This window comes from Methylocystis suflitae (assembly GCF_024448135.1).
Taxonomy (GTDB): domain Bacteria; phylum Pseudomonadota; class Alphaproteobacteria; order Rhizobiales; family Beijerinckiaceae; genus Methylocystis; species Methylocystis suflitae.
The window spans coordinates 1-19,830 of sequence record NZ_JAMRYX010000105.1 but is presented as its reverse complement, the minus strand read 5'-3'; the positions used below and the strand labels follow the sequence as shown (position 1 = coordinate 19,830).

Annotated in this window: 13 protein-coding genes; 4 read left to right on the top strand and 9 right to left on the bottom strand. The window is 64.0% G+C overall.

The genetic code is table 11. The features are described 5' to 3' along the window. Nucleotides 1–407: 407 nt before the first annotated feature. Both pepN and NEI07_RS09145 read left to right on the top strand, forming a co-directional pair. Complete coding sequence (pepN, locus tag NEI07_RS09150) at nt 408–3,044, top strand: aminopeptidase N (RefSeq protein ID WP_256034150.1); 2,637 nt, start codon at nt 408–410, stop codon at nt 3,042–3,044. 135 nt (nt 3,045–3,179) lie between these two features. After that, nucleotides 3,180–5,618 (top strand): PAS domain-containing sensor histidine kinase, encoded by a 2,439-nt coding sequence (locus tag NEI07_RS09145; RefSeq protein WP_256034149.1) that lies wholly within the window; start codon nt 3,180–3,182, stop codon nt 5,616–5,618. On the opposite strand, the gene NEI07_RS09140 is transcribed toward NEI07_RS09145, so the two are convergent. The 9 genes from NEI07_RS09140 to NEI07_RS09100 form a co-directional block, all read right to left on the bottom strand. Beyond that, nucleotides 5,510–6,922: a sensor histidine kinase gene (locus NEI07_RS09140; RefSeq protein WP_256034148.1), complete on the bottom strand. Its 1,413-nt coding sequence runs from the start codon at nt 6,920–6,922 to the stop codon at nt 5,510–5,512. The two genes, NEI07_RS09145 and NEI07_RS09140, sit on opposite strands and share 109 nt — an antisense overlap. Next, nucleotides 6,906–7,589, bottom strand: coding sequence for a response regulator transcription factor (locus tag NEI07_RS09135; protein WP_256034147.1), 684 nt, complete (start codon nt 7,587–7,589; stop codon nt 6,906–6,908). Before NEI07_RS09135 ends, NEI07_RS09140 begins: the two co-directional genes overlap by 17 nt. Nucleotides 7,590–7,764: 175 nt before the next feature. Further along, nucleotides 7,765–9,279, bottom strand: a complete 1,515-nt coding sequence (locus NEI07_RS09130) for a Do family serine endopeptidase (protein ID WP_328516972.1) — start codon at nt 9,277–9,279, stop codon at nt 7,765–7,767. 222 nt (nt 9,280–9,501) lie between these two features. Continuing rightward, complete coding sequence (corA, locus tag NEI07_RS09125; RefSeq protein ID WP_256034146.1) at nt 9,502–10,506, bottom strand: magnesium/cobalt transporter CorA; 1,005 nt, start codon at nt 10,504–10,506, stop codon at nt 9,502–9,504. A 16-nt stretch (nt 10,507–10,522) separates the two neighbouring features. Further along, a complete protein-coding gene (grpE, locus tag NEI07_RS09120) occupies nt 10,523–11,119 on the bottom strand; it encodes a nucleotide exchange factor GrpE (protein ID WP_256034145.1) in 597 nt (198 codons plus the stop codon). Nucleotides 11,120–11,174: 55 nt separating this feature from the next. Continuing rightward, on the bottom strand, nt 11,175–13,985 hold the full coding sequence (locus NEI07_RS09115) for a [protein-PII] uridylyltransferase (RefSeq protein WP_256034143.1): 2,811 nt from the start codon (nt 13,983–13,985) through the stop codon (nt 11,175–11,177). Then, a complete protein-coding gene (gshB, locus tag NEI07_RS09110) occupies nt 13,982–14,959 on the bottom strand; it encodes a glutathione synthase (RefSeq protein WP_256034141.1) in 978 nt (325 codons plus the stop codon). Before gshB ends, NEI07_RS09115 begins: the two co-directional genes overlap by 4 nt. Before the next feature lie 138 nt (nt 14,960–15,097). Beyond that, nucleotides 15,098–15,937, bottom strand: coding sequence for a serine O-acetyltransferase (cysE, locus tag NEI07_RS09105; RefSeq protein ID WP_256034152.1), 840 nt, complete (start codon nt 15,935–15,937; stop codon nt 15,098–15,100). A gap of 3 nt (nt 15,938–15,940) precedes the next feature. After that, nucleotides 15,941–16,537: a LemA family protein gene (locus tag NEI07_RS09100; RefSeq protein ID WP_256034140.1), complete on the bottom strand. Its 597-nt coding sequence runs from the start codon at nt 16,535–16,537 to the stop codon at nt 15,941–15,943. A gap of 134 nt (nt 16,538–16,671) precedes the next feature. Between NEI07_RS09100 and NEI07_RS09095 the strand changes: the two genes are divergently transcribed. Together NEI07_RS09095 and NEI07_RS09090 are read left to right on the top strand one after the other, a co-directional pair. Next, entirely contained in the window at nt 16,672–17,094 is a 423-nt protein-coding gene (locus tag NEI07_RS09095; protein WP_256034151.1) for a SufE family protein, read from the top strand. 412 nt (nt 17,095–17,506) lie between these two features. Next, nucleotides 17,507–19,762 carry a tetratricopeptide repeat protein gene (locus NEI07_RS09090; protein WP_256034139.1) on the top strand — a complete coding sequence of 752 codons (2,256 nt, stop codon included), beginning with the start codon at nt 17,507–17,509 and terminating at the stop codon, nt 19,760–19,762. Nucleotides 19,763–19,830 lie beyond the last annotated feature (68 nt).

Sequence of the window (19,830 nt, the reverse complement as noted above, 5' to 3'; positions counted from 1 at the left end):
TCGGCGGGCGCGCCTTGCGCTATTGGAGCGCTGACGGTCAGAAGGCCGCCAAGAGTGAAGAGGCCAAGAAAAGGAGCAAGCGTCCGCCGCATGTGAGTGATCATGAACCTTCGCTTTACAGGCCGTCCGTCTGCTTCCGCCGTCAGCGCCAGCGGGATCGTTCCAGAGGCTAAGCGGCGCACGTCAGAGCGACGCGCGCAACGGCGGCGACCGCCTGCTTCCGGCGCCGCGACGGCGCTGATTTTGCCCGGATGCGGCGACAGGCTCAAGGCAATTCGGCCCTTCCCCGGAGATTTTCCAGAAAAAATGGATCGCGTGTCCGTGTTTTCGGCCGCTTCGACCGTCGCAAATGACCGCGCGGGTTCTATAATCATAGAAGAAACCGTCACCCTAGCCCTGAGGAAGATATGCGTCATCCTTCGACCGCCGCCATTCGGCTCGCCGATTACCGTCCAGCCGACTTCGCGATCGATTCGGTCGAACTCGACTTCGCTCTGCATCCGACCAAGACCCGCGTCTCCGCGCGACTGGCGCTGCGCCGCAATCCAGCCGGCGATCCTTCTGCGCCCCTCGTGCTCGACGGCGACGAGTTGATGCTGCTGGGCGTGAGGCTCGACGGCCGGACGCTCGGACCCGGCGAATATGAAGCGACGCCGGATCGCCTTACTCTCGCCAAAGTGCCTGACGCGCCTTTTACGCTGGATATCGACTCGGAGCTCAATCCCAGCGGCAATACGCAGCTTTCCGGACTCTATCGCTCCGGCTCGGCCTATTGCACGCAGTGCGAGGCGGAAGGTTTTCGCCGAATCACCTATTTCCTAGACCGGCCCGACGTGCTCAGCGTCTATACGACGCGCATCGAAGCAGAGAAAAGCGACGCGCCGATCCTGCTGTCTAACGGCAATCCGATCGAGCATGGCGATGTCGCAGGATCCAATCGCCACTATGCCCTCTGGCGCGATCCGTTCCCAAAGCCCTCTTATTTGTTCGCGCTCGTGGGCGGCGATTTGGGCGTTGTGCGCGACGAATTCACGACAATGTCGGGCCGTGCTGTCGAACTGGCCATCTACGTCGAACATGGCAAGGAATCGCGCGCGGCCTACGCGATGGACGCACTGAAGCGCTCGATGCGCTGGGACGAAGAGAAATTCGGCCGCGAATATGATCTCGACGTGTTCAACATCGTCGCCGTTTCCGACTTCAACATGGGCGCGATGGAGAACAAGGGCCTCAACATCTTCAACGACAAATATGTGCTCGCCTCGCCCGACACCGCGACCGACGGCGATTACGCCGGCATCGAAGGCGTCATCGCGCACGAATATTTCCACAATTGGACGGGCAATCGCATCACCTGCCGCGACTGGTTCCAGCTTTGCCTCAAGGAAGGGCTGACCGTTTTCCGCGACCAGGAATTCTCGGCTGACATGCGCTCGCGCGCGGTGGAGCGCATCGGCGACGTGCGCGGCCTGCGCCTCGCGCAATTCCCGGAAGACGCGGGTCCGCTCGCGCATCCCGTGCGTCCGGACGTCTATCAAGAAATCAACAATTTCTACACCGCGACCGTTTACGAGAAAGGCGCTGAAATCATCCGCATGCTGCGGACGTTGATCGGCGAAGACGACTTCCGCCACGGCATGGATCTCTACTTCGAACGCTTCGACGGGACGGCCGCGACGATCGAAGATTTCCTCTCCTGCTTCGCCGCCGCGTCCGGCCGCGACCTGACGCATTTTGCGCTTTGGTACAGTCAGGCGGGAACGCCTGTGGTGACGACGTCAAGCGACTACGATCCCGCCGCCCAGACGTTTGCCTTGAAGCTTTGTCAGCAAACGTCCCCAACGCCGGGTCAAAGCGAGAAGAAGCCCGTCGTCATTCCGTTGGCGCTCGCGCTCTTTGGCGAGAATGGGCAAAAGCTCGATCTCGTGAGCGAAGACGCGGCGCCGACTGAACTTGCCCGTGGTCTGATCGAACTCGACCGCGCCGAGCGCGTCATCCGGTTCCGCGAGATTCCCTCACGGCCCGCCGTCTCGCTGCTGCGCGGCTTTTCCGCGCCTGTGCGCCTCGAGCCGGCGCCGGCGAGCGAGGATCTCGAACGCCTGCTCGCCTGTGACGACGATTCGTTCAATCGCTGGCAGGCCTCGCAAAGCCTCGCCTTGCGGGCGATCTTCGGTCGGCTCGAAACCGGCGCATTGGACGCTCGGGGACTTTGCGAAGCGCTGCGACTGCTGCTCGCCAAGGCGGAGGACGATCCGGCGTTGGCCGCACAGGCGTTGTCGCTGCCGTCGGACATCGACCTTGCGCGCGAAATGGGGAATGACGTCGACCCGGATCAGCTCTTCGACGCGCGCATGGCGCTGCGCGCGGAGATCGGCAGGTCGCTCGGCCCAGAGCTCGGCGCGATCCACGCGCGCTTTTCCGCCGCTGGCGCCTTTACGCCCGACGCCGCGAGCGCGGGACGCCGCGCATTGCGCAACGTGGCGCTCGACCTCCTGGCCGCTGGCGACGCCGAAAAAGGGCGATCGCTGGCCACGGCGCAGTTCGAAACCGCAGGAAATATGACCGACAAGCTCGCCGCGCTCGCCACACTGGCGCTCCTCGGCGGCCATGCGCGCGAGGAAGCCTTCGCCCGATTCTATGCACAATACGCCGGAGACGCGCTCGTCATCGACAAATGGTTCTCGCTGCAGGCGATGATTCCGGAAGAAGCGACCACACAGCGCGTATTGGGCCTGATGACGCATCGCGAATTTTCGATGAGCAACCCCAACCGCGTGCGCGCGTTGATCGGCGCCTTCGCGAACGGCAACCTCACGCGCTTTCACGCGCTCGACGGGTCAGGATATGATTTGCTGACGGCCGTGGTTCTCGAAGTCGATCCGAAGAATCCCCAGGTGTCCGCACGGCTTCTCTCGGCGCTGCGGTCCTGGCGCACGATGGAGTCGCGGCGCCGCGGCCTCATTGAAGCCCGGCTCAAACATATCGTCGCGCAGGAAAATCTCTCGGCGGACCTGCGCGACATCGCCACGCGAGCGCTTGGCTGAGGCTCTCGGCTGAGGCGCCTAAAAAAGAGTCGTTAACGCCGCGTTAAGATCTGGACAATCGCGCGTCGAGAGATTCGAATGAAGGTGATTCGCTCGTAAGCCGCGTTCGCATCACATTCATTTTGGAGGCTATCGATGGCGCGCGCTCCCGCTGCCCGCGTGAAGACTCACGCCCATACCGTGTGGGGAGCGTACCGGTTCGACGAGGATGGCGCAAAGCGGCCGAAGGACTTCTCCTGGCTGCGCCCTTTGGCGTTCGCCGCCTGCGCGGTTTGCCTCGTCTCTCTCGCCGCCTTTGTCGTGTCGCTGACCAGCGCGATGCAGGATCGACTGGTCGAGCAGGCCGTCGACGATCTCGATCTTTTCGTGCGCGCCGTGTCGCAGGACCTGCGCGACAAAATCAAGACCGACGCGCAAAAGCCGTTCGGCGCGCCGCTCGATCAGCTCGTGCCGCAAGGCGCGCTCGCGCGAGGGCGCCGCGTTCTGGTGACGGACGAGCGCGGCCGCGTCGCCGCCGCCTTTCCGCCGATTCCATCGAAAGACCTCACGCTGTCGCAAGCCATCGGCGCCGAAGAGGCGCTCGTCGACTTCGCCGACAACGCCGGCGTCTTGCGCGTCACTCTGCCCGAAGGCGTTCCCGCGCTCGTGAGCGTCAGGAAGCTGCCGACGCCATACGGCCAGGTGGCGATGATTTATCCCGTCGACAATGTGCTCGGCGAGTGGCGCGTGATCGCGTCCCGCTATGCGCTGCTGTTCGCCTGCACCACGCTGCTGCTGCTCGTCATCGTCCTCGCCTATTTCCGCCAGAGTTGGCGTCGTCAGGAAGTCGAACGCGCCAATACGCTGATCCGCAGGCGCCTCGAGGCGGCGCTGTCGCGCGGCCGGTGCGGCCTTTGGGAATGGGACATTGGGCGCGGCCGGATCTACTGGTCGGACTCCATGTATGAAATGTTGGGGCTGCCGGCCGAGCGCCGCTCGCTCTCCTATGCCGAATTGAGCGCGCTGCTGCATCCCGATGACGGCGACTTCCAGACGATGGCCGACATGGTCGCGAGCGCACGGACGAATAGCGTCGATCACGAGTTTCGGCTGAAGAACGCCATGGGCGAATGGATCTGGCTGCGCGCGCGCGCTCAGATTGTCGAAGATAGTCGGGAAGCCGGCAAACATCTTATTGGAATCGCCATCGACGTTTCAGAGCAACGCGCGCTCGCCGAACAAACGGAGATGGCCAATTTGCGCCTGCGCGACGCGATTGACGCCATTTCCGAAGCCTTCGTGCTGTGGGACTCCAAAAACCGACTCGTGACCTGCAATTCGAAATTTCTCTCACTGCATGGGCTTTCGCTGGAAGCCGCGTCCCCCGGGGCGAACTATCGGCAGATCATGAGCTGCGCCATCGCTCCGCTGATCCGCACCCAGGTCGCCTCGCCCGACGGACCTTCGCCAGACGCCCGCACTTACGAGGCGCAGCTCATCGACGGGCGCTGGCTTCAGATCAACGAGCGCCGCACCAAGGACGGCGGTTATGTTTCCGTGGGCGCCGATATTACGGCGCTCAAGCGCAACGAGGAAAAACTGCGTGATTCGGAGCGCCGCCTCACCGCGAGCGTCGCCGATCTGACTCGCTCGCGACAGACGCTGGAGATGCAGGCGCAGCAGCTCGCGACTCTCGCCGAGCAGTATCATCATCAAAAGGCCGAGGCGGAAGCGGCCTATGTGGCGAAATCGGAATTCCTCGCCAATATGAGCCACGAGCTGCGCACGCCGCTCAACGCCATCATCGGCTTTTCGGAAATGATGGAGGCTGAGCCTTTCGGCGCGCTCGGTTCGCCAAAATATCTCGAATATTGCTGCGGCATACGCCAGGGCGGCAATTACCTCAACGAAGTGCTGTCCGACATTCTCGACATGTCGCGTCTCGAAGCGGGCCTCATCCGCCTTGCCGAACGGGAGATCAACGTCGCAGAGGCGCTGGGCAAAGCCGTCGGCGCCTGGCGCGGGCGCGCCGAAGGAAAGAACATCGAGCTTGTCGCCGACGCCCGCGAAAACCTGCGTTGCGTCGGCGACGAAGCGGCGGTCGTCAAGACGCTGAGCATCTTTCTGTCGAATGCCGTCAAATTCAGCGAATTCGGCAGCGTCGTGCGCGTGCGCGCGCGAGCGCACGGCGGCGCGATCGACGTCTACGTCGAGGATTCGGGACGTGGCATCGACCCGCGCGCCATCCCCAAGCTCGGCAAGCCGTTCGAACAATGCGCCGATCTGATGGAAAACGGCATGCGCGGATCCGGGCTTGGCCTTGCCATCGCCCGCGCCCTCATCGAGCTGCATGGCGGCGCGCTGCGCGTCCGCTCCCGACTTGGAGAAGGCACGGTCGTCATGATGCGCTTGCCGGCGGCCTCGGCGACGGTGACCCCATTGAAGGCGCGCGCCGTGGAAGCGAGCGGGACCGCGAAGATTGCGCCTTATGCGCGCTCCATCCGCGCCGTCGGGCCGACCGTCGTACGCATCGCAGGCAGCGACAGCGCCACGCGCAATCCTGGCGCATTGTCTTCGATCCGCAACGCGCCGTGATGCATCCGCGCAACCGCCGCCGCCAGCGACAAGCCGAGACCTGAACCCGGCCGCGAACGGGAATTCTCAAGCCGCACGAAACGTCCCACCACGCGCTCGCGATCCGATGGCGCAATGCCGGGTCCACGATCCGCAACGACGATTTCCACGCGATCGCCGACGCGCCGCGCCTCGATGGCGATGCGCGGCTCGTCGCCTGTCCCGCCATATTTCAGCGCGTTGTCGACGAGATTCACGAGCGCCTGGCCGAGTAGTTCGCGGCTGCCGGTGACCGCAAGTCCATCCTGCACCGCGACATCGAGGCGGACGCCCTGCTCTTCGGCGACGGGCTCATACATCTCGGCAATGTCGCGCACGACGGCGTCCGCGTCGAAGTCGGCCATATTGTCGCTCGAATATCCCGCCTCCGCGCGCGCGATCATCAACAAGGCGTTGAACACGCGGATAAGATTGTCGGATTCTTCGATCACGGCGGCCAGCGCCGCACGATGCTCGCTGTCCTTGGCGTCCGCGCGTAACGCCGCCTCGGCGCGGTTGCGCAATCGGGTCAATGGCGTCTTGAGGTCATGCGCGATATTATCGGAAACTTCGCGCAAGCCGGCCATCAGCTCGCTGATGCGCTCGAGCATGGCGTTGAAGTTTTCCGCCAACCGGTCAAGTTCGTCGCCGGCGCCTGAAATGGCGAGTCGCTCGTGCATATCGCCCGCCATGATGCGGCGCGCCGAGCCCGACATCACGTCGACGCGCTCCAGCATGCGATACGAAACGAACAAGCCGCCTAGCGCGCCGACGAGCGCGAGCCAGAATAGCGACACGCCGAGCGCCCGGCGCAATATGCCGCGAAGCACTTCATGATCTTCAATGTCATGGCCGATAAGCAGGCGAAAGCCGCCGGGAAGAAGGAACAGCCGCAGCAAGGCTGGATGCTTGACGCCCGGCTCCCCGCGTCGCTCATAGGTCGTCTCGACGAGTTCCGTGCCGCCCGACGGCGTGAAATTCGGCGGCTCGATATTGCCGACGATGACGTCTCCGGAATGACTCGAGAGAAGATAGAGCGAGCCGCCCGGCGCGCGCACGCGGCGCTCCACCGCATTAACGAGCTGGCGCAGGCCGCCTTGCGCATATTGTTCGGACAGCGCGCGTATTTCGGCGTCGACAGTCTGCTCGATCTGTTCGTCGAGAACTTCTTTGACGCGTGCGCCGACGCGCGCGAGCACGAGGCCCGCGCCAATCGAGAACAGCACGAGATAGGCGATCGACAGTTTGAACGCCGTCGTGCGGAAAAGCTTACCGAGCGCCGTCACGGATCATATACCCAGCCCCGCGGATGGTGTGCAGAAGCGGGTTCTCGCGGCCTTTGTCGATCTTGGAGCGTAAACGGGAAATATGCACGTCGATGACATTGGTCTGCGGATCGAAATGATAGTCCCAGACGTTTTCGAGCAGCATGGTGCGGGTCACCACTTGGCCGGCATGTTTCATCAGATATTCCAGCAGCCGGAACTCGCGCGGCTGAAGCACCACCTCCTGGCTGCCGACCGTCACCTTGTGCGACAACCGATCAAGCTCCAGATCGCCGACCCGATATTGGGTTTCTTCGCCCTTTGGCCCGACGCGGCGGCGCGCCAGCGCCTCGACCCGCGCCAGCAGCTCCGAAAAGGCGTAGGGCTTTGGCAGATAGTCGTCGCCGCCGGCGCGCAGACCCTTCACGCGATCGTCGACCTGGCCGAGCGCGGAGAGAATAAGCGCCGGCGTCTGAACGCCCTGCTCGCGCAAACCCGAGATCAGCGACAGCCCGTCCATCTTGGGCAGCATCCTGTCGACGATCAGCACGTCGTAATCGCCGTCGCTGGCGCGTCCATAGCCAGCAAGCCCATCGGCGGCGTGTTCGGCGACATGGCCTTGTTCGCGGAATGCCTTGACGAGGTATTCGCTCGCCTCGCTGTCGTCTTCAATGATCAGAATGCGCATGTTTCACTATAGCTGAGATTGCAAAAAAACGGCAGGCCGGCGCATTGCGCGCCAGCCTGCCCCGCGTTCGGGAGCCAGGAGGGGACTGGCTCGGCCCGACGCTCTTCGTTGCGGAGACCGGCTGCGGGCGGGTGCAGTGATGTCGGCCTCAACGCAAGAAGTTCCTTAAGCCGCCTTAGCCGGCTCCGCCTTTCACCGGAACGGCGATGAACTTCGCGCCGTCCGCGGATTTCACACGCAGCAGCACCGAACGCCGTCCCTCCTTGCGAGCCGCCTCGAGTGCGGAGGCGAGGTCGCCACGGGAGCTCACCGGCTGCCCGGCGGCCTCGATAATCACGTCGCCCCTGCGCAATCCCTTTTGCGCGGCGGCGCCGGAAGGATCGATATCCGTCACGAACAGCCCTTCCCGGCCGGCGCCGCGGACCTCGGCCGCCGGAGCGACCTCGAGCCCAAGGCCGGACAGTTCCGGCCCCCGCTCCGAGAAGCCTTCCTCATCTGCGCGCGCTTCCCGCTCGTCGGGCAGCACGCCCAGTTTCAGCTTCACCGTCTTTTCGGCGCCCGAGCGCAGGAAGGTGATGTCCACTGTCTTGCCCGGTCCAAGGGCGGCGATGCGGCGCGCGAGATCGCGCGACGTGTCGATCTTGTCGCCATTGACGGCGACGATGACGTCGCCAGACTTCAGGCCGGCCTCTTCCGCCGGAGCGCCCCGCTGCGGCTGCGCGATCAACGCGCCTTTCGTGGTCTTCAGCCCCATGCTGTCGGCGATTTCCGGCGTCACGTTCTGAATCTTGACGCCGATCCAGCCACGCGACACGGAGCCTTTTTCCTTGAGCGCCGCGACCACGTCCTTGGCCACCTCGGCCGGAATGGCGAAGCCGATGCCGATCGAACCGCCCGAAGGCGAATAGATCGCGGTATTGACGCCGATCACATTGCCGCGCGAATCGAACGCCGGACCGCCGGAGTTGCCGCGATTGACCGGGGCGTCGATCTGCAGGAAGTCGTCGTAAGGACCGGCGCCGATGTCGCGACCGCGCGCCGAAACGATGCCGGCGGTGACTGAGCCTCCGAGACCGAACGGGTTTCCGACCGCGATCACCCAGTCGCCGACCCGCGGCGCCGCGGAGCCCCAGTCGACATAGGGCAGCTTGGCGCCGTCACTGATCTTGAGCAGCGCCAGATCGGTGCGCTTATCCTTGCCGACAACCTTGGCGGGCAGCGTTCTTCCGTCGTCGAGCGCAACGTCGACTTCGCTGGCGTGCTCCACAACGTGGTTATTGGTGACGACATAGCCGTCTGGGCTGACGATGAAGCCAGAGCCTTGCGACATTGTCATGTGCTTCTGCGGACGGCCCCCCTGACCTTCCCCGAAGCGCTTGAAAAAGCGATACATCGGGTCGTCGGGCGACACGTCCGGCATCTCGAAGATGCCGTCCTGCTGATCATCGACGGCCTTGACCTTGATGGCGACGACGGCCGGCTTGACGCGCTCGACGACGTCAGCAAAGGAGGCGGGTCCGGCGGCGGTGACCGATCCTGAAAGCGGCGCTTCGGCGTAAGCCGGCGTCAGCGGCGCCGGACCGATTGCGGCGCTCAGCGCGAACGCGGCCGCAGCGCCCATCAGCGCCAAACGGGACGCGCGGCGCGGCGCTGCTCCGGCGTGGTCGCGAGGATTGTTTGCGATAGGCATTTCTCAAAAATCTCCATCTTGAACGACGCCGCGTGGAGGAGAAACGCAACGTCGCGCAGGATGAAGATGGAGATCATCGCTTTGCCGGCCAATGGCGGCGGGATGAAACTTTCGTAAGGCGCTAGGCCCAAGGAGCCGATCGCAGGCGACTGGGCCTGAAACACGCGCGGCGTGAGAGCATCGGCGACGCGCCTCGGCCCTGATGGCGGGCGGCGTTCGCGTTCACAGCCAGCCGGCGCGACGCAGCCGGAAATAAAGATAGCCACAGATCGACATCGTCACGCCGAGGACGACGTAATAGCCATATTCCCACTGGAGTTCCGGCATGTGCTGGAAGTTCATGCCGTAAATGCCGGCGATGGCGGTGGGCACCGCCAGAATCGCGGCCCAGGCGGCGAGTCGGCGCGAAATGTCCGTCTGCTGTATCTGCGCGTTCATGAGGCTCGCCTCGAAGGCGAAGGCGAGCGTCTCGCGCATCGTGTCGATGCGCTCCTGCACCCGGCGCAGATGATCGCGCACATCGCGAAAATGCGGCCGCATCGCCGGATCGATGGCGACGACGTCGCTGCGCTCCAGCCGGCGGCAGACGTCGGCTAGGGGCGTGACGGCGTTACGCAGCCGCAGCAAGTCGCGTCGCAGCGTATAGAGCTTTTCGATTTCCGATTTGCCCATCGTCGTCGCGAGAACATGATCTTCGATGTCCTCGACCTGATCGTTGATCGCGTCGAGCACCGGAAAGTAGTTGTCGACGATGAAATCGAGAATGGCGTAGACAATGAAGTCTTCGCCCTCCGAGAGGCGTTCCGCCCGCGCCTCGCAGCGTTCGCGCACATGCGCATATGAACTCGATGCGCCGTGGCGAACGCTCACGACATAGCCGACTCCGACAAACAGATGCGTCTCGCCAAAGGCGATGCGGCCGTCCACCATCTGCGCCGTGCGCGCGACGATGAAAACGCTGTCTTCATATTCTTCGAGCTTGGGGAACTGATGCGCCTTGAAGGCGTCCTCGATGGCGAGATGATGCAGCGAGAACTGGCGTCCAACGCGCTCCAGCAGCTCTTGTGACGGCTCGTAGAGTCCGATCCAGACGACATAGCCTTCGCGCTTGGTCCACTCTCCGGCCTCATCGATCTCGATATCGGCGATCTTACGTCCCCCGTGATAGACCGCCGCTGCGACGACCCCGGCTTCCGTAGGATTTGTCGCGGTCGCTCGCTCGTCCATGCGCATCCTCGACCGGTCAGGACGGCTTTGATCCGCCGCGCGCCACGCCGACTTTTGCGGGGCGCAACACGCGTTCGCCGATCATGTAGCCTTGCTCAACGACCTGAGCCACCGTGCCTGCGGGTTGCGTCTCGTCGGGAATTTCGAACAGCGCTTCATGCTGATTAGGATCAAAGCGCGCGCCTTTGGCGTCGATCTTCCTGACGCCGAAGCGCGCGAGCCGCGCGAGGAAATCGCGCTCCATCACGTCGACCCCCTCAAGCAGCGACGCGACCGCCGGCTCGGCGCGCGCCTCCTCGGGCACGCTCTCGATCGCGCGGCGTAGATTGTCGGCGAACGACAGCATCTCCCGCGCGAAATTCGCCACGCCATAAGTTTTCGCGTCGGCGATCTCGCGCTCGGCGCGACGGCGCACATTCTCGACTTCGGCGAGCGCGCGCAGGAGCTTGTCCTTTAACCCTGCGTTTTCGGCATAAAGATTTTCGAGCTCGGTGAACGGCTCCGGCTGCGCAATGTCGGATTCGGCCGCGGGCTGCGACAAGGACGAGGGCTCTGCGCCCTCCCGATTTTCCGTCGACTCAGCCTTCTTGTCCGCATTCGTTGGATCGCTCATGCTGTCACCATCATTCTTCGTAAAGGCTTCGATATCTGCGTGCGAAACGTCAAAATCAAGTCGCGGCGGCGGCCGGCGTTTTGACCCCGCGCGCGCCAGGACCGCGAAACACGTCCAGGAGCTGGCGCTTGATCGCCGCCTGTCGCTGCGGGGAAGCGATCTTCGCGCCCGTCAGATCCGTGACATAGAAGGCGTCAACGGCGCGCTCGCCGAAGGTCACGATATGCGCCGAGGCGATATTGAGATTGAGCCGCGAGATCGCATTGGTGAGCTCGAACAGCAGGCCCTCGCGATCGAGTCCCGAGACCTCGATCACCGTATAGACGTTCGACAGGCTGTTATCGACGACGACCTCAGGCGCGACCGAGAAGGCATCGGTCGGCAGATGGGCTTTCGCGCGCGCCCGCAGCTCTTCGGACACGACGACCTCGCCGCGCAGCGCCCTGGCGATGACACCGGCGATGCGTCCGGCGCGACGCATTTCGTCTTCGTCAAAATCAAATGCGCGCGAGAAGAAGATCGTGTCGAGCGCGAGACCATCCGCTGTGGTGAAAATATGCGCGTCGACGATATTGGCGCCGCCTGCCGCGCAGCCGCCGGCGATGATCGACAACAGACGCGGGTTGTCGGGCGCGACGACGGTCAACTCCACGGCGCCGCGCGTCCTGTCGAGTTCGACCGCGGTTGCGAGCGGCGCCGATGCGCCGTTCATCTGGCGAAGCAGCTCCGCGTGACGCAGCTTGCGGGCGACGTCGACCTTGAGCCAGTAGGCCGGATAGTGACGCTTGGCGTAGGCGTCGAACTCGTCGTCGCTCCACTCCGGAAGCGCGGCGCGCAGCTCGGCTTTCGCGGCGGCGACGCGACTCTTGCGATCGACCGCCGAATGGCCGCCGCCGAGCACAACCTCGGTCTCCCAATAGAGCACGCGCAGCAGCTGCGCCTTCCAGGCGTCGAGCACGCCGGGCCCGACCGCGTTGATGTCGCAGACGGTGAGAACGAACAGCATCTTCAGCCGCTCCATCGTTTGAACGATGGCGGCGAAATTCTCGATCGTGACGCGGTCGGAGAGATCGCGACTCTGCGCGAAACTCGACATGGTGAGATGGTGCTCGACAAGCCAGGCCACGGACTCGGTCTCGCCGGGGGTGAAGCCCAGACGCGGACACAGGCTGCGCGCCACCTCCATGCCGGCGCGGGAGTGGTCGTCCTTACGGCCCTTGGCGATATCGTGCAGGAATAGGCCTAGATAAAGCACCTTGCGGTTGACAATCGTCGGCAGGATTTCGTCAACGAGCTGCTGATGCTCCGGCATGCGCCCGGCTTCGAGATCGGACAGCCCGCCGACCGCGCGCAGCAGATGCTCGTCGACGGTGTAGTGATGATACATATTGAATTGCATCATCGCGACGACTTTGCCGAAATCCGGAATGAAACGTCCAAGCACGCCGGTCTCATTCATCCGGCGCAGCGTAATCTCAGTCATGTTGCGCGAGAGCAGGATTTCGAGAAACAGCCGATTGGCTTCCTTGTTCGCGCGCAGATTGGCGTCGATGAGACGCAGCGACAGAGTCACCGCGCGCAAAGCGTCCGGATGCAGCGGCAGGCCGTGATGATCGGCCATCCAGAACAGCCGGATGATGTTGACGGGATCGCGCTTGAACACATCGGCGTCGACAATGCTGATGCGGTCATGATCGACGATGAAGTCGCCCTGCGGCGCGCGGCTGCGGCGGCGCCGAAACGGCTGCAGGAAGCGCTCGAAGATGGCGCGCGGCTTGGCCTGCTTTTCTTCAAGCGCCGCGCAGACGATCGCGGTGAGATCGCCGACTTCCTTGGCGACGAGAAAATAGTGCTTCATGAAGCGCTCGACCGGCGACAGTCCGCTGCGGTCGTGATAGCCGAGACGCCTCGCGATCGTTGTTTGCACGTCGAAAGCCAGCCGTTCTTCGGCGCGTCCCGTCGCGAAATGCAGATGACAGCGCACGCGCCACAAAAACTCCTCGCAGCGCTCGAAGAGACTGAGTTCCGCCGCGGTGAAGAGGCCGGCGGCGACGAGTTCCTTCGCCTCACGCACGCGATAGACATATTTGGCGATCCAGAACAGCGTGTTGAGATCGCGCAGGCCGCCCTTGCCCTCCTTCACATTGGGCTCGACGAGATAGCGCGAGGCGCCGGCGCGCATCACGCGCGCGTCGCGTTCGGCGAGCTTGGCGGAGACGAATTCGCGCGCATCCGAACGGACGATCTCGCGATCGAAGCTCTCGCGGAATTCGCTGAACAGCTCGGCGTTGCCGAGAATGAAGCGCGATTCGAGAAGCGTGGTTCGAATGGTCATGTCGGCGCGGGCCTGACGCATGCACTCGGCGACGGAGCGCGTCGCATGGCCGACCTTCTGACGCAGATCCCAAAGAATATAAAGGATCGCCTCGATGACGCTTTCGCCCCACGGAGTCTGTTTGTAGGGGACGAGAAACAGAAGATCGATGTCGGAGCCCGGCGCGAGCGTCCCGCGTCCATAGCCGCCAACCGCCACAATGGCGAGACGCTCAGCAAACGTCGGATTGTCGACGACGTAAACATAGCGCACGACATAGTCGTAGATGGCGCCGATCAGCTCGTCTTCGAGCGCTGAGATCAATCTGGCGCACGCCAGTCCCGAGCCGCGCGCCTCAAGCCGGGCGCGCGCAATCTCGCGTCCTTCCGCCAAAGCCGAGCGAAACAATTCGACGATCGCCGTGCGTCGCGCATGGCCGCGCTCCCTCTTGCAGATCGCCGCGACAGCCGGCGCAAGCGCCTGCCGCAAACCGCGAAACTGCTCGTTGGGATCAAGGCCGGCGAAAACGCTGAGCGGCGCCACTTCGTTCATAGAGTCAATTCCGGCGATCGGCCTGATGCGCGCAGGGCGCGCAGACGCGCCTCGATGGCGTCGAAGAGCGGCGGCGCGAGATCCGGCCCGCCGATGCGTTTTAGCGCACGGAGCCCCGTCGGCGAGGTCACGTTGATCTCGGTGAGCCAGCCATCGATCACGTCGATGCCGACGAAAACCAGTCCGCGCCGTTTCAGCTCCGGCCCGAGCCGCGCGCAAATGTCTCTTTCACGCGCATTGAGTTCGGAAGCCGCCGGCGCCCCGCCGCGAACCAGGTTTGAACGGATGTCGTCATCGGCGGGAATGCGGTTGATCGCGCCCATCGCCTCGCCGTCAATGAGAAGAATACGCTTGTCGCCCTTCACGATCTCCGGCAGGAACCGCTGCACGACCCAGGGTTCGCGAAAGGTCGTGGCGAACATGTCGAACAGCGAGCCGAAATTCGGATCGCGTGGCGCGACCTTGAACACCGCGGCGCCGCCATGGCCGTAGAGCGGCTTCATGACGATCTCGCCATGCTTGGCGCGAAAGCGCTCCATCGCCGCGCGGTCGCGCGTGATCAGCGTCGGCGGCATCAGATCGGCGAACTCCATCACGAAGATTTTTTCTGGCGCGTTGCGCACATGCGCGGGGTCGTTGACGACGAGCGTCCGCGGCGCGAGCCGCTCCAGAAAATGCGTGGAGGTAATATAGGCGAGATCAAATGGCGGGTCCTGACGCAGCAGCACGACGTCCATCGCGCCGAGTTCAAGGTCCGTCGCCTCGCCGAGCGCGTAATAGCGCGAAGGATCCTCGAAAACGTCGATGCGATGCGCGCGCGCCGTCAGCCTGTCGCCTTCGAGCGACAGTTGATCCGGCGTGTAGAACCATAGGCGATGGCCCCTGAGCTTTGCCTCCAGCATCAGCGCAAAGGTCGAATCGCCAGCAAAATTAATGCGTTCCAAGGGGTCCATCTGGACCGCAATCTCGAGCATCGATCCCCCTGCTGCGGCCACCGCCGCCTTGCGCGGGCCTTTGGGAACGGCGCCGCCGCCCGGCGACACATAGCAGGAGAACCGTGGCCCTGCGCAACCCTCAATCGCCCCGGCCCTCAGCGGACGTGGCGGCGCGGGTCAGATGACGTAATCGAAGGAATCATAGGCGAGGCCGCGAAGGATCTGGTCCATGTCGCGCGCCGGCTCCCGACGCGATTCGGTCCCGACCACCTTCGCCGGAACGCCCGCGACGATGGAATTGGGCGGAACCGACTGCAGCACCACCGACCCCGCGGCGATCCGCGAGCAGGCGCCGATCTCGATATTGCCGAGAATTTTGGCGCCCGCGCCGATCATCACGCCGCGCCTGACCTTCGGATGACGGTCGCCCGCGACCTTGCCCGTGCCGCCCAGCGTCACATTATGCAGAATCGAGACGTCGTCGTCGACGACCGCCGTCTCGCCGACGACGAAACCGGCGCCATGATCGAGGAACAGGCCTTTGCCGAAGCGCGCGGCCGGATGAATGTCCGCCGCGAGCGCGTCGGAGGCGCGGCTTTGGATATAGAAAGCGAAGTCGTGGCGCCGCGCGCGCCACAGCGCATGCGCCAGCCGCGCCGACTGGATCGCGTGAAAGCCCTTGAAATAGAGCAGCGGTTCGATCATCCGCCCGCAGGCGGGGTCACGCTCGACATAGGCGGCGAGATCGGCGCGGAAGGCCGTCGCGATCGCCGCGTCGTCGCGCACCGCCTGCAGAAAGGCGTCGGCGATCGTCGCGGCGTCCACGGCTGACGCGCCGAGTCTTGCGGCGATGCGATGGACCACCGCCTCTTCGAGCGAGGCGCGATTGAGAATCGCGCCGAGCATCAGCGGCGTCAGCGACGGGTCGAGACGCAGCGCCTCCTCGGCTTCGCGGCGCATATGCGCCCACATCGCCTCCCGCGCGATCAGCTCTTCTGTCGGCGCGTCGGCGCTCATCATTTAGAATTTCACTTCCGGCGGCGATTGCGCGGCGCCGGCCGCGGAAAATTCCGCCATCGGCTTCGTGCCGGCGAAGAAAGTCTTCGCCCAGAGGAGCGTCGGGAAGGTGCGCAGCGACGTGTTGAATTCCCGTACCGCGTCGATGTAGTCGCGCCGCGCGACAGTGATGCGGTTCTCGGTGCCTTCGAGCTGCGACTGCAGGGCGAGAAAGTTCTGGTTCGATTTAAGATCCGGATAGGCTTCGCTCACGGCGATCAGCCGGCCGAGCGCGCCGGTAAGCTGATTTTGCGCCTCCTGGAACTGTTTCATCTTTTCAGGATCGGTCAGCGAACCCGCGTCAACCTTGACGGACGTCGCCTTGGCGCGGGCCTCGACGACGGAGGTGAGCACGTCCTTCTCCTGCTTGGCGTAGCCCTTCACGGTTTCCACGAGATTTGGAATGAGATCGGCGCGGCGCTGATACTGCGACTGCACGTCCGACCATTTCGCCTTGGCGTTTTCTTCGAGCGTCGGAATCGTATTGTAGCCGCAGCCGGAAAGGCCCAAGCTCAGAAAAATCGCGGCGGCGACCGCGCGCCAGCGGGAAAAGTCGCTCATATAAAACTCCTAAAGCGGCGCGGCGCGCCAGCGATTGTCGCGCGGAATGTAAGGCGTGGCCCGCGCCAAGGAAAGGGCGCGGCTTAGCGCCGAAATGAGATAGAATGCGCCTTCGCAGCGAGGATGCGAACAAAATGCAGATCGACGAGATCATAGGCAATTTCGAACTGCTCGATGAGTGGGAGGATCGCTACCGCTATCTCATCGAGCTTGGCCGCACGCTGGAGCCGCTGCCGAAAGACGCCTATACCGACGCCAATAAAGTGCGCGGCTGCGCCAGCCAGGTGTGGCTCGAAACGACGCCGACGCGCGACGCCGAGGGGCGTACCGCGCTCTCGTTTCGCGGCGACAGCGACGCGCATATCGTGCGCGGCCTCGTCGCGCTCGTGCTGGCGCTTTACTCGGGGCGGCCGGCGCAGGAGATCGTCGAAACCGACGCGGCGCCGCTCTTTAAGGAGCTCGGCCTTTCCGAACATCTGACGCCGCAGCGCGCCAACGGCCTACGGTCCATGGTCGAGCGCATTAAGAGGGAAGCCAGAGAGGCGATGGCGGCGTAGCCCCCTCCCCAACCCTCCCCCGCTTCGCGGGAGAGGGAGTGAGACTCGGCGTTTCATCGACGTTGCGCAGGCGTATCTATCCTGACGCCATAGCGCTGCGCTGCTCGTTAGGGTCCCCTCTCCCGCGAAGCGGGGGAGGGACAGGGAGGGGGCCCCAGTCCAGCACCCCTATGTTCTGTCATCGTTCGGCCGTTTCGCGACATGAGCCACGCATGGGCTGCGAACTCTGCCGCGTCACGCGCGCCTTGAGCCGGGCATCCACGAATGCCCCCGTTTTGACGTGGACAGCCCGTGGGACAAGCCCGGCCACGACGGACTGGCCAACGCGTCTCGCGCCGCCGACGCCTCTCGCGCGACGGCTCCGCTCATGTTACGCCTGTCGAATATTTGAGAAGATCCGCTGGGGCATTTTATGGGACGTCAGTCGGTGATCGACGCCAAAGAAAAATATTCCCGTCGGATTTTTTTTAATGGCGCGGAGGCGATCGCAGTTCATGCCGCGCTCTGGGCGATCTTCGCCTGTCTCACCCCGATCAAAGCCGATGCTGCGCCACGCGCTTCGCATATGCGTCATGCGCAATCGGCGGAGCATATCGCGAAGCGTGGATCTTTGTCGCCGTCCGATAACAAACGGCTGGAAGCTTTGGTTCGCGAAGCGGAGGCTCTATTCAAGCAGGGAATTGCTTCTGGAGATAAGGCCGCGTTTGACGCGTCCATTGATCGTTGGAAGAGACTTTTAGACCTGCTCCCGCGTGGAACGTTTCCGCTCCAGTGGGCGGGCACTCAGAACAATCTCGGCAATACGCTTCATGCCCGCGGGGAGCGCGAGAGCGGGACGGCGACGCTGCAACAGGCTGTCGCCGCCTACCGAGAGGCGCTCAAGGAATGTACGCGCTCGCGTGAGCCGCTCCAATGGGCGATGATCCAGAACAATCTCGGCAATGTGCTTCTTACGCTGAGCGCGCGAGAGAGCGGGACGGCGACCTTGCAACAGGCGATCGCCGCTTACCGCGAGGCGCTCAAGGAATATTCGCGCGCCCGGAATCCGCTCCAGTGGGCGATGACCCAGAACAGTCTCGGGTTTTCGCTTGTGCGGCTCGGCGAGCGCGAGAGCGGGACGGCGACCTTGCAACAGGCCGCGGAGGCTTTGCGAGAGGCGCTCAAGGAGCGGACGCGCGAGCGCGTTCCGCTCCAATGGGCGATGACACAGAACAATTTGGGCAATGCGCTTTTGCGGCTGGGGGAACGCGAGAGCGGGACGGCGACGCTGCGACAGGCCGTGGCGGCTTTCCACGAGGCGCTCACAGAAAGAACGCGCGCGCGCGTTCCGCTAGATTGGGCGGCGACGCAGAACAATCTCGGCAATGCGCTTTGGGCGCTCGGCGAGCGAGAGAGCGGAGCGGCGACGCTGGGGCAGGCCGTTGCGGTTTACCGCGAGGCGCTCACAGAAAGAACGCGCGCGCGAGTTCCGCTAGATTGGGCGATGACGCAGAACAATCTCGGCAATGCGCTTCGGGCGCTCGGCGAGCGAGAGAGCGGGACGGCGACTCTGCAACAGGCCGTAGCGGCTTACCGCGAGGCGCTGAAGGAATATACACGCGAGCGGGGTCCGCACGACTGGGCGATGACACAGAACAATCTCGGCCTTGCGCTTGTGAGACTAGGAGAGCGCGAGCGCGATCCGGCGACGCTACGGCAGGCCGTGGCGGCTTACCACGAGGTGCTCACAGAAAGAACGCGCGTGCGGGGTCCGCACGACTGGGCGATGACGCAGAACAATCTCGGCCTTGTGCTTTTTAGACTAGGCGAACGCGAGAGCGATCCGGCGACGCTGCGACAGGCCGTGGCGGCTTTCCACGAGGCGCTGAAAGAATGGACGCGCGAGCGGGTTCCATTCCTGTGGGCGGGAACTCAGAACAACCTCGGCCTCGCGCTTGTGCGGCTTGGGGAGCGCGAGAGCGGGACGGCGACGCTGCAAGAAGCGGCGGCGGCTTTCCGTGAGACCCTCAAGGAAAGGACCCGCGAGCGCGTTCCGCTCGGTTGGGCGGAGACTGAGGACAATCTCGGCAAAGCGCTAGCGATGCTCGGGGAGCGCGAAAGCGGGTGGGCGACGCTGCAAGAAGCGGTGACGGCTTTCCGCGAGGCGCTCAAGGAAAGAACGCGCGAGCGCGTTCCGCTCGACTGGGCGACGACACAGAACAATCTCGGTAGCGCGCTGGCGCGGCTTGGGGAACGCCAGAAGGGAACGACGACGCTGGAACAAGCCATCGCGGCCTTCCGCGAGGCGCTCAAGGAAAGGACGCGCGAGCGCGTTCCGCTCGACTGGGCGATGACTCAGAACAATCTCGGCAGTGCGCTGGCGCGACTTGGGCAACGCGAGAGCGGGACAGCGACTCCGGAACAGGCCGTCGCGGCCTTCCGGGAGGCGCTCATGGAAAGGACGCGCGAGCGCGTTCCGCTCGATTGGGCCATGACACAGAACAATCTGGGACTTGCGCTGACGGCGCTCGGGGAACGCGAGAGCGGGACAAAGACGCTGCAACATGCGGTCGCCGCCTATCGCGCGGCGCTTGAGGAATGGACGCCCGAAGCCGCTTCCTACCAGCACGAATTAGCACAGCGAAATCTCAGTCGTGCGCAGGCATTGATTGCGCGACGAAGAAAATAGCGCGCGTCGAAATCAAGAATTCCGCACTGGCGCGATCCGTGCTCGAGGAAGCGCGAGGCGATGGCGAG

What these genes read in the sequence shown, in the direction of transcription:
- pepN (WP_256034150.1), top strand. Translation starts at nt 408, where the DNA reads ATGCGTCATCCTTCGACCGCCGCCATTCGGCTCGCCGATTACCGTCCA.
- NEI07_RS09145 (WP_256034149.1), top strand. Translation starts at nt 3,180, where the DNA reads ATGGCGCGCGCTCCCGCTGCCCGCGTGAAGACTCACGCCCATACCGTG.
- NEI07_RS09135 (WP_256034147.1), bottom strand. Translation starts at nt 7,589, where the DNA reads ATGCGCATTCTGATCATTGAAGACGACAGCGAGGCGAGCGAATACCTC.
- NEI07_RS09130 (WP_328516972.1), bottom strand. Translation starts at nt 9,279, where the DNA reads ATGCCTATCGCAAACAATCCTCGCGACCACGCCGGAGCAGCGCCGCGC.
- corA (WP_256034146.1), bottom strand. Translation starts at nt 10,506, where the DNA reads ATGGACGAGCGAGCGACCGCGACAAATCCTACGGAAGCCGGGGTCGTC.
- grpE (WP_256034145.1), bottom strand. Translation starts at nt 11,119, where the DNA reads ATGAGCGATCCAACGAATGCGGACAAGAAGGCTGAGTCGACGGAAAAT.
- NEI07_RS09115 (WP_256034143.1), bottom strand. Translation starts at nt 13,985, where the DNA reads ATGAACGAAGTGGCGCCGCTCAGCGTTTTCGCCGGCCTTGATCCCAAC.
- gshB (WP_256034141.1), bottom strand. Translation starts at nt 14,959, where the DNA reads ATGCTCGAGATTGCGGTCCAGATGGACCCCTTGGAACGCATTAATTTT.
- cysE (WP_256034152.1), bottom strand. Translation starts at nt 15,937, where the DNA reads ATGAGCGCCGACGCGCCGACAGAAGAGCTGATCGCGCGGGAGGCGATG.
- NEI07_RS09100 (WP_256034140.1), bottom strand. Translation starts at nt 16,537, where the DNA reads ATGAGCGACTTTTCCCGCTGGCGCGCGGTCGCCGCCGCGATTTTTCTG.
- NEI07_RS09095 (WP_256034151.1), top strand. Translation starts at nt 16,672, where the DNA reads ATGCAGATCGACGAGATCATAGGCAATTTCGAACTGCTCGATGAGTGG.
- NEI07_RS09090 (WP_256034139.1), top strand. Translation starts at nt 17,507, where the DNA reads ATGGGACGTCAGTCGGTGATCGACGCCAAAGAAAAATATTCCCGTCGG.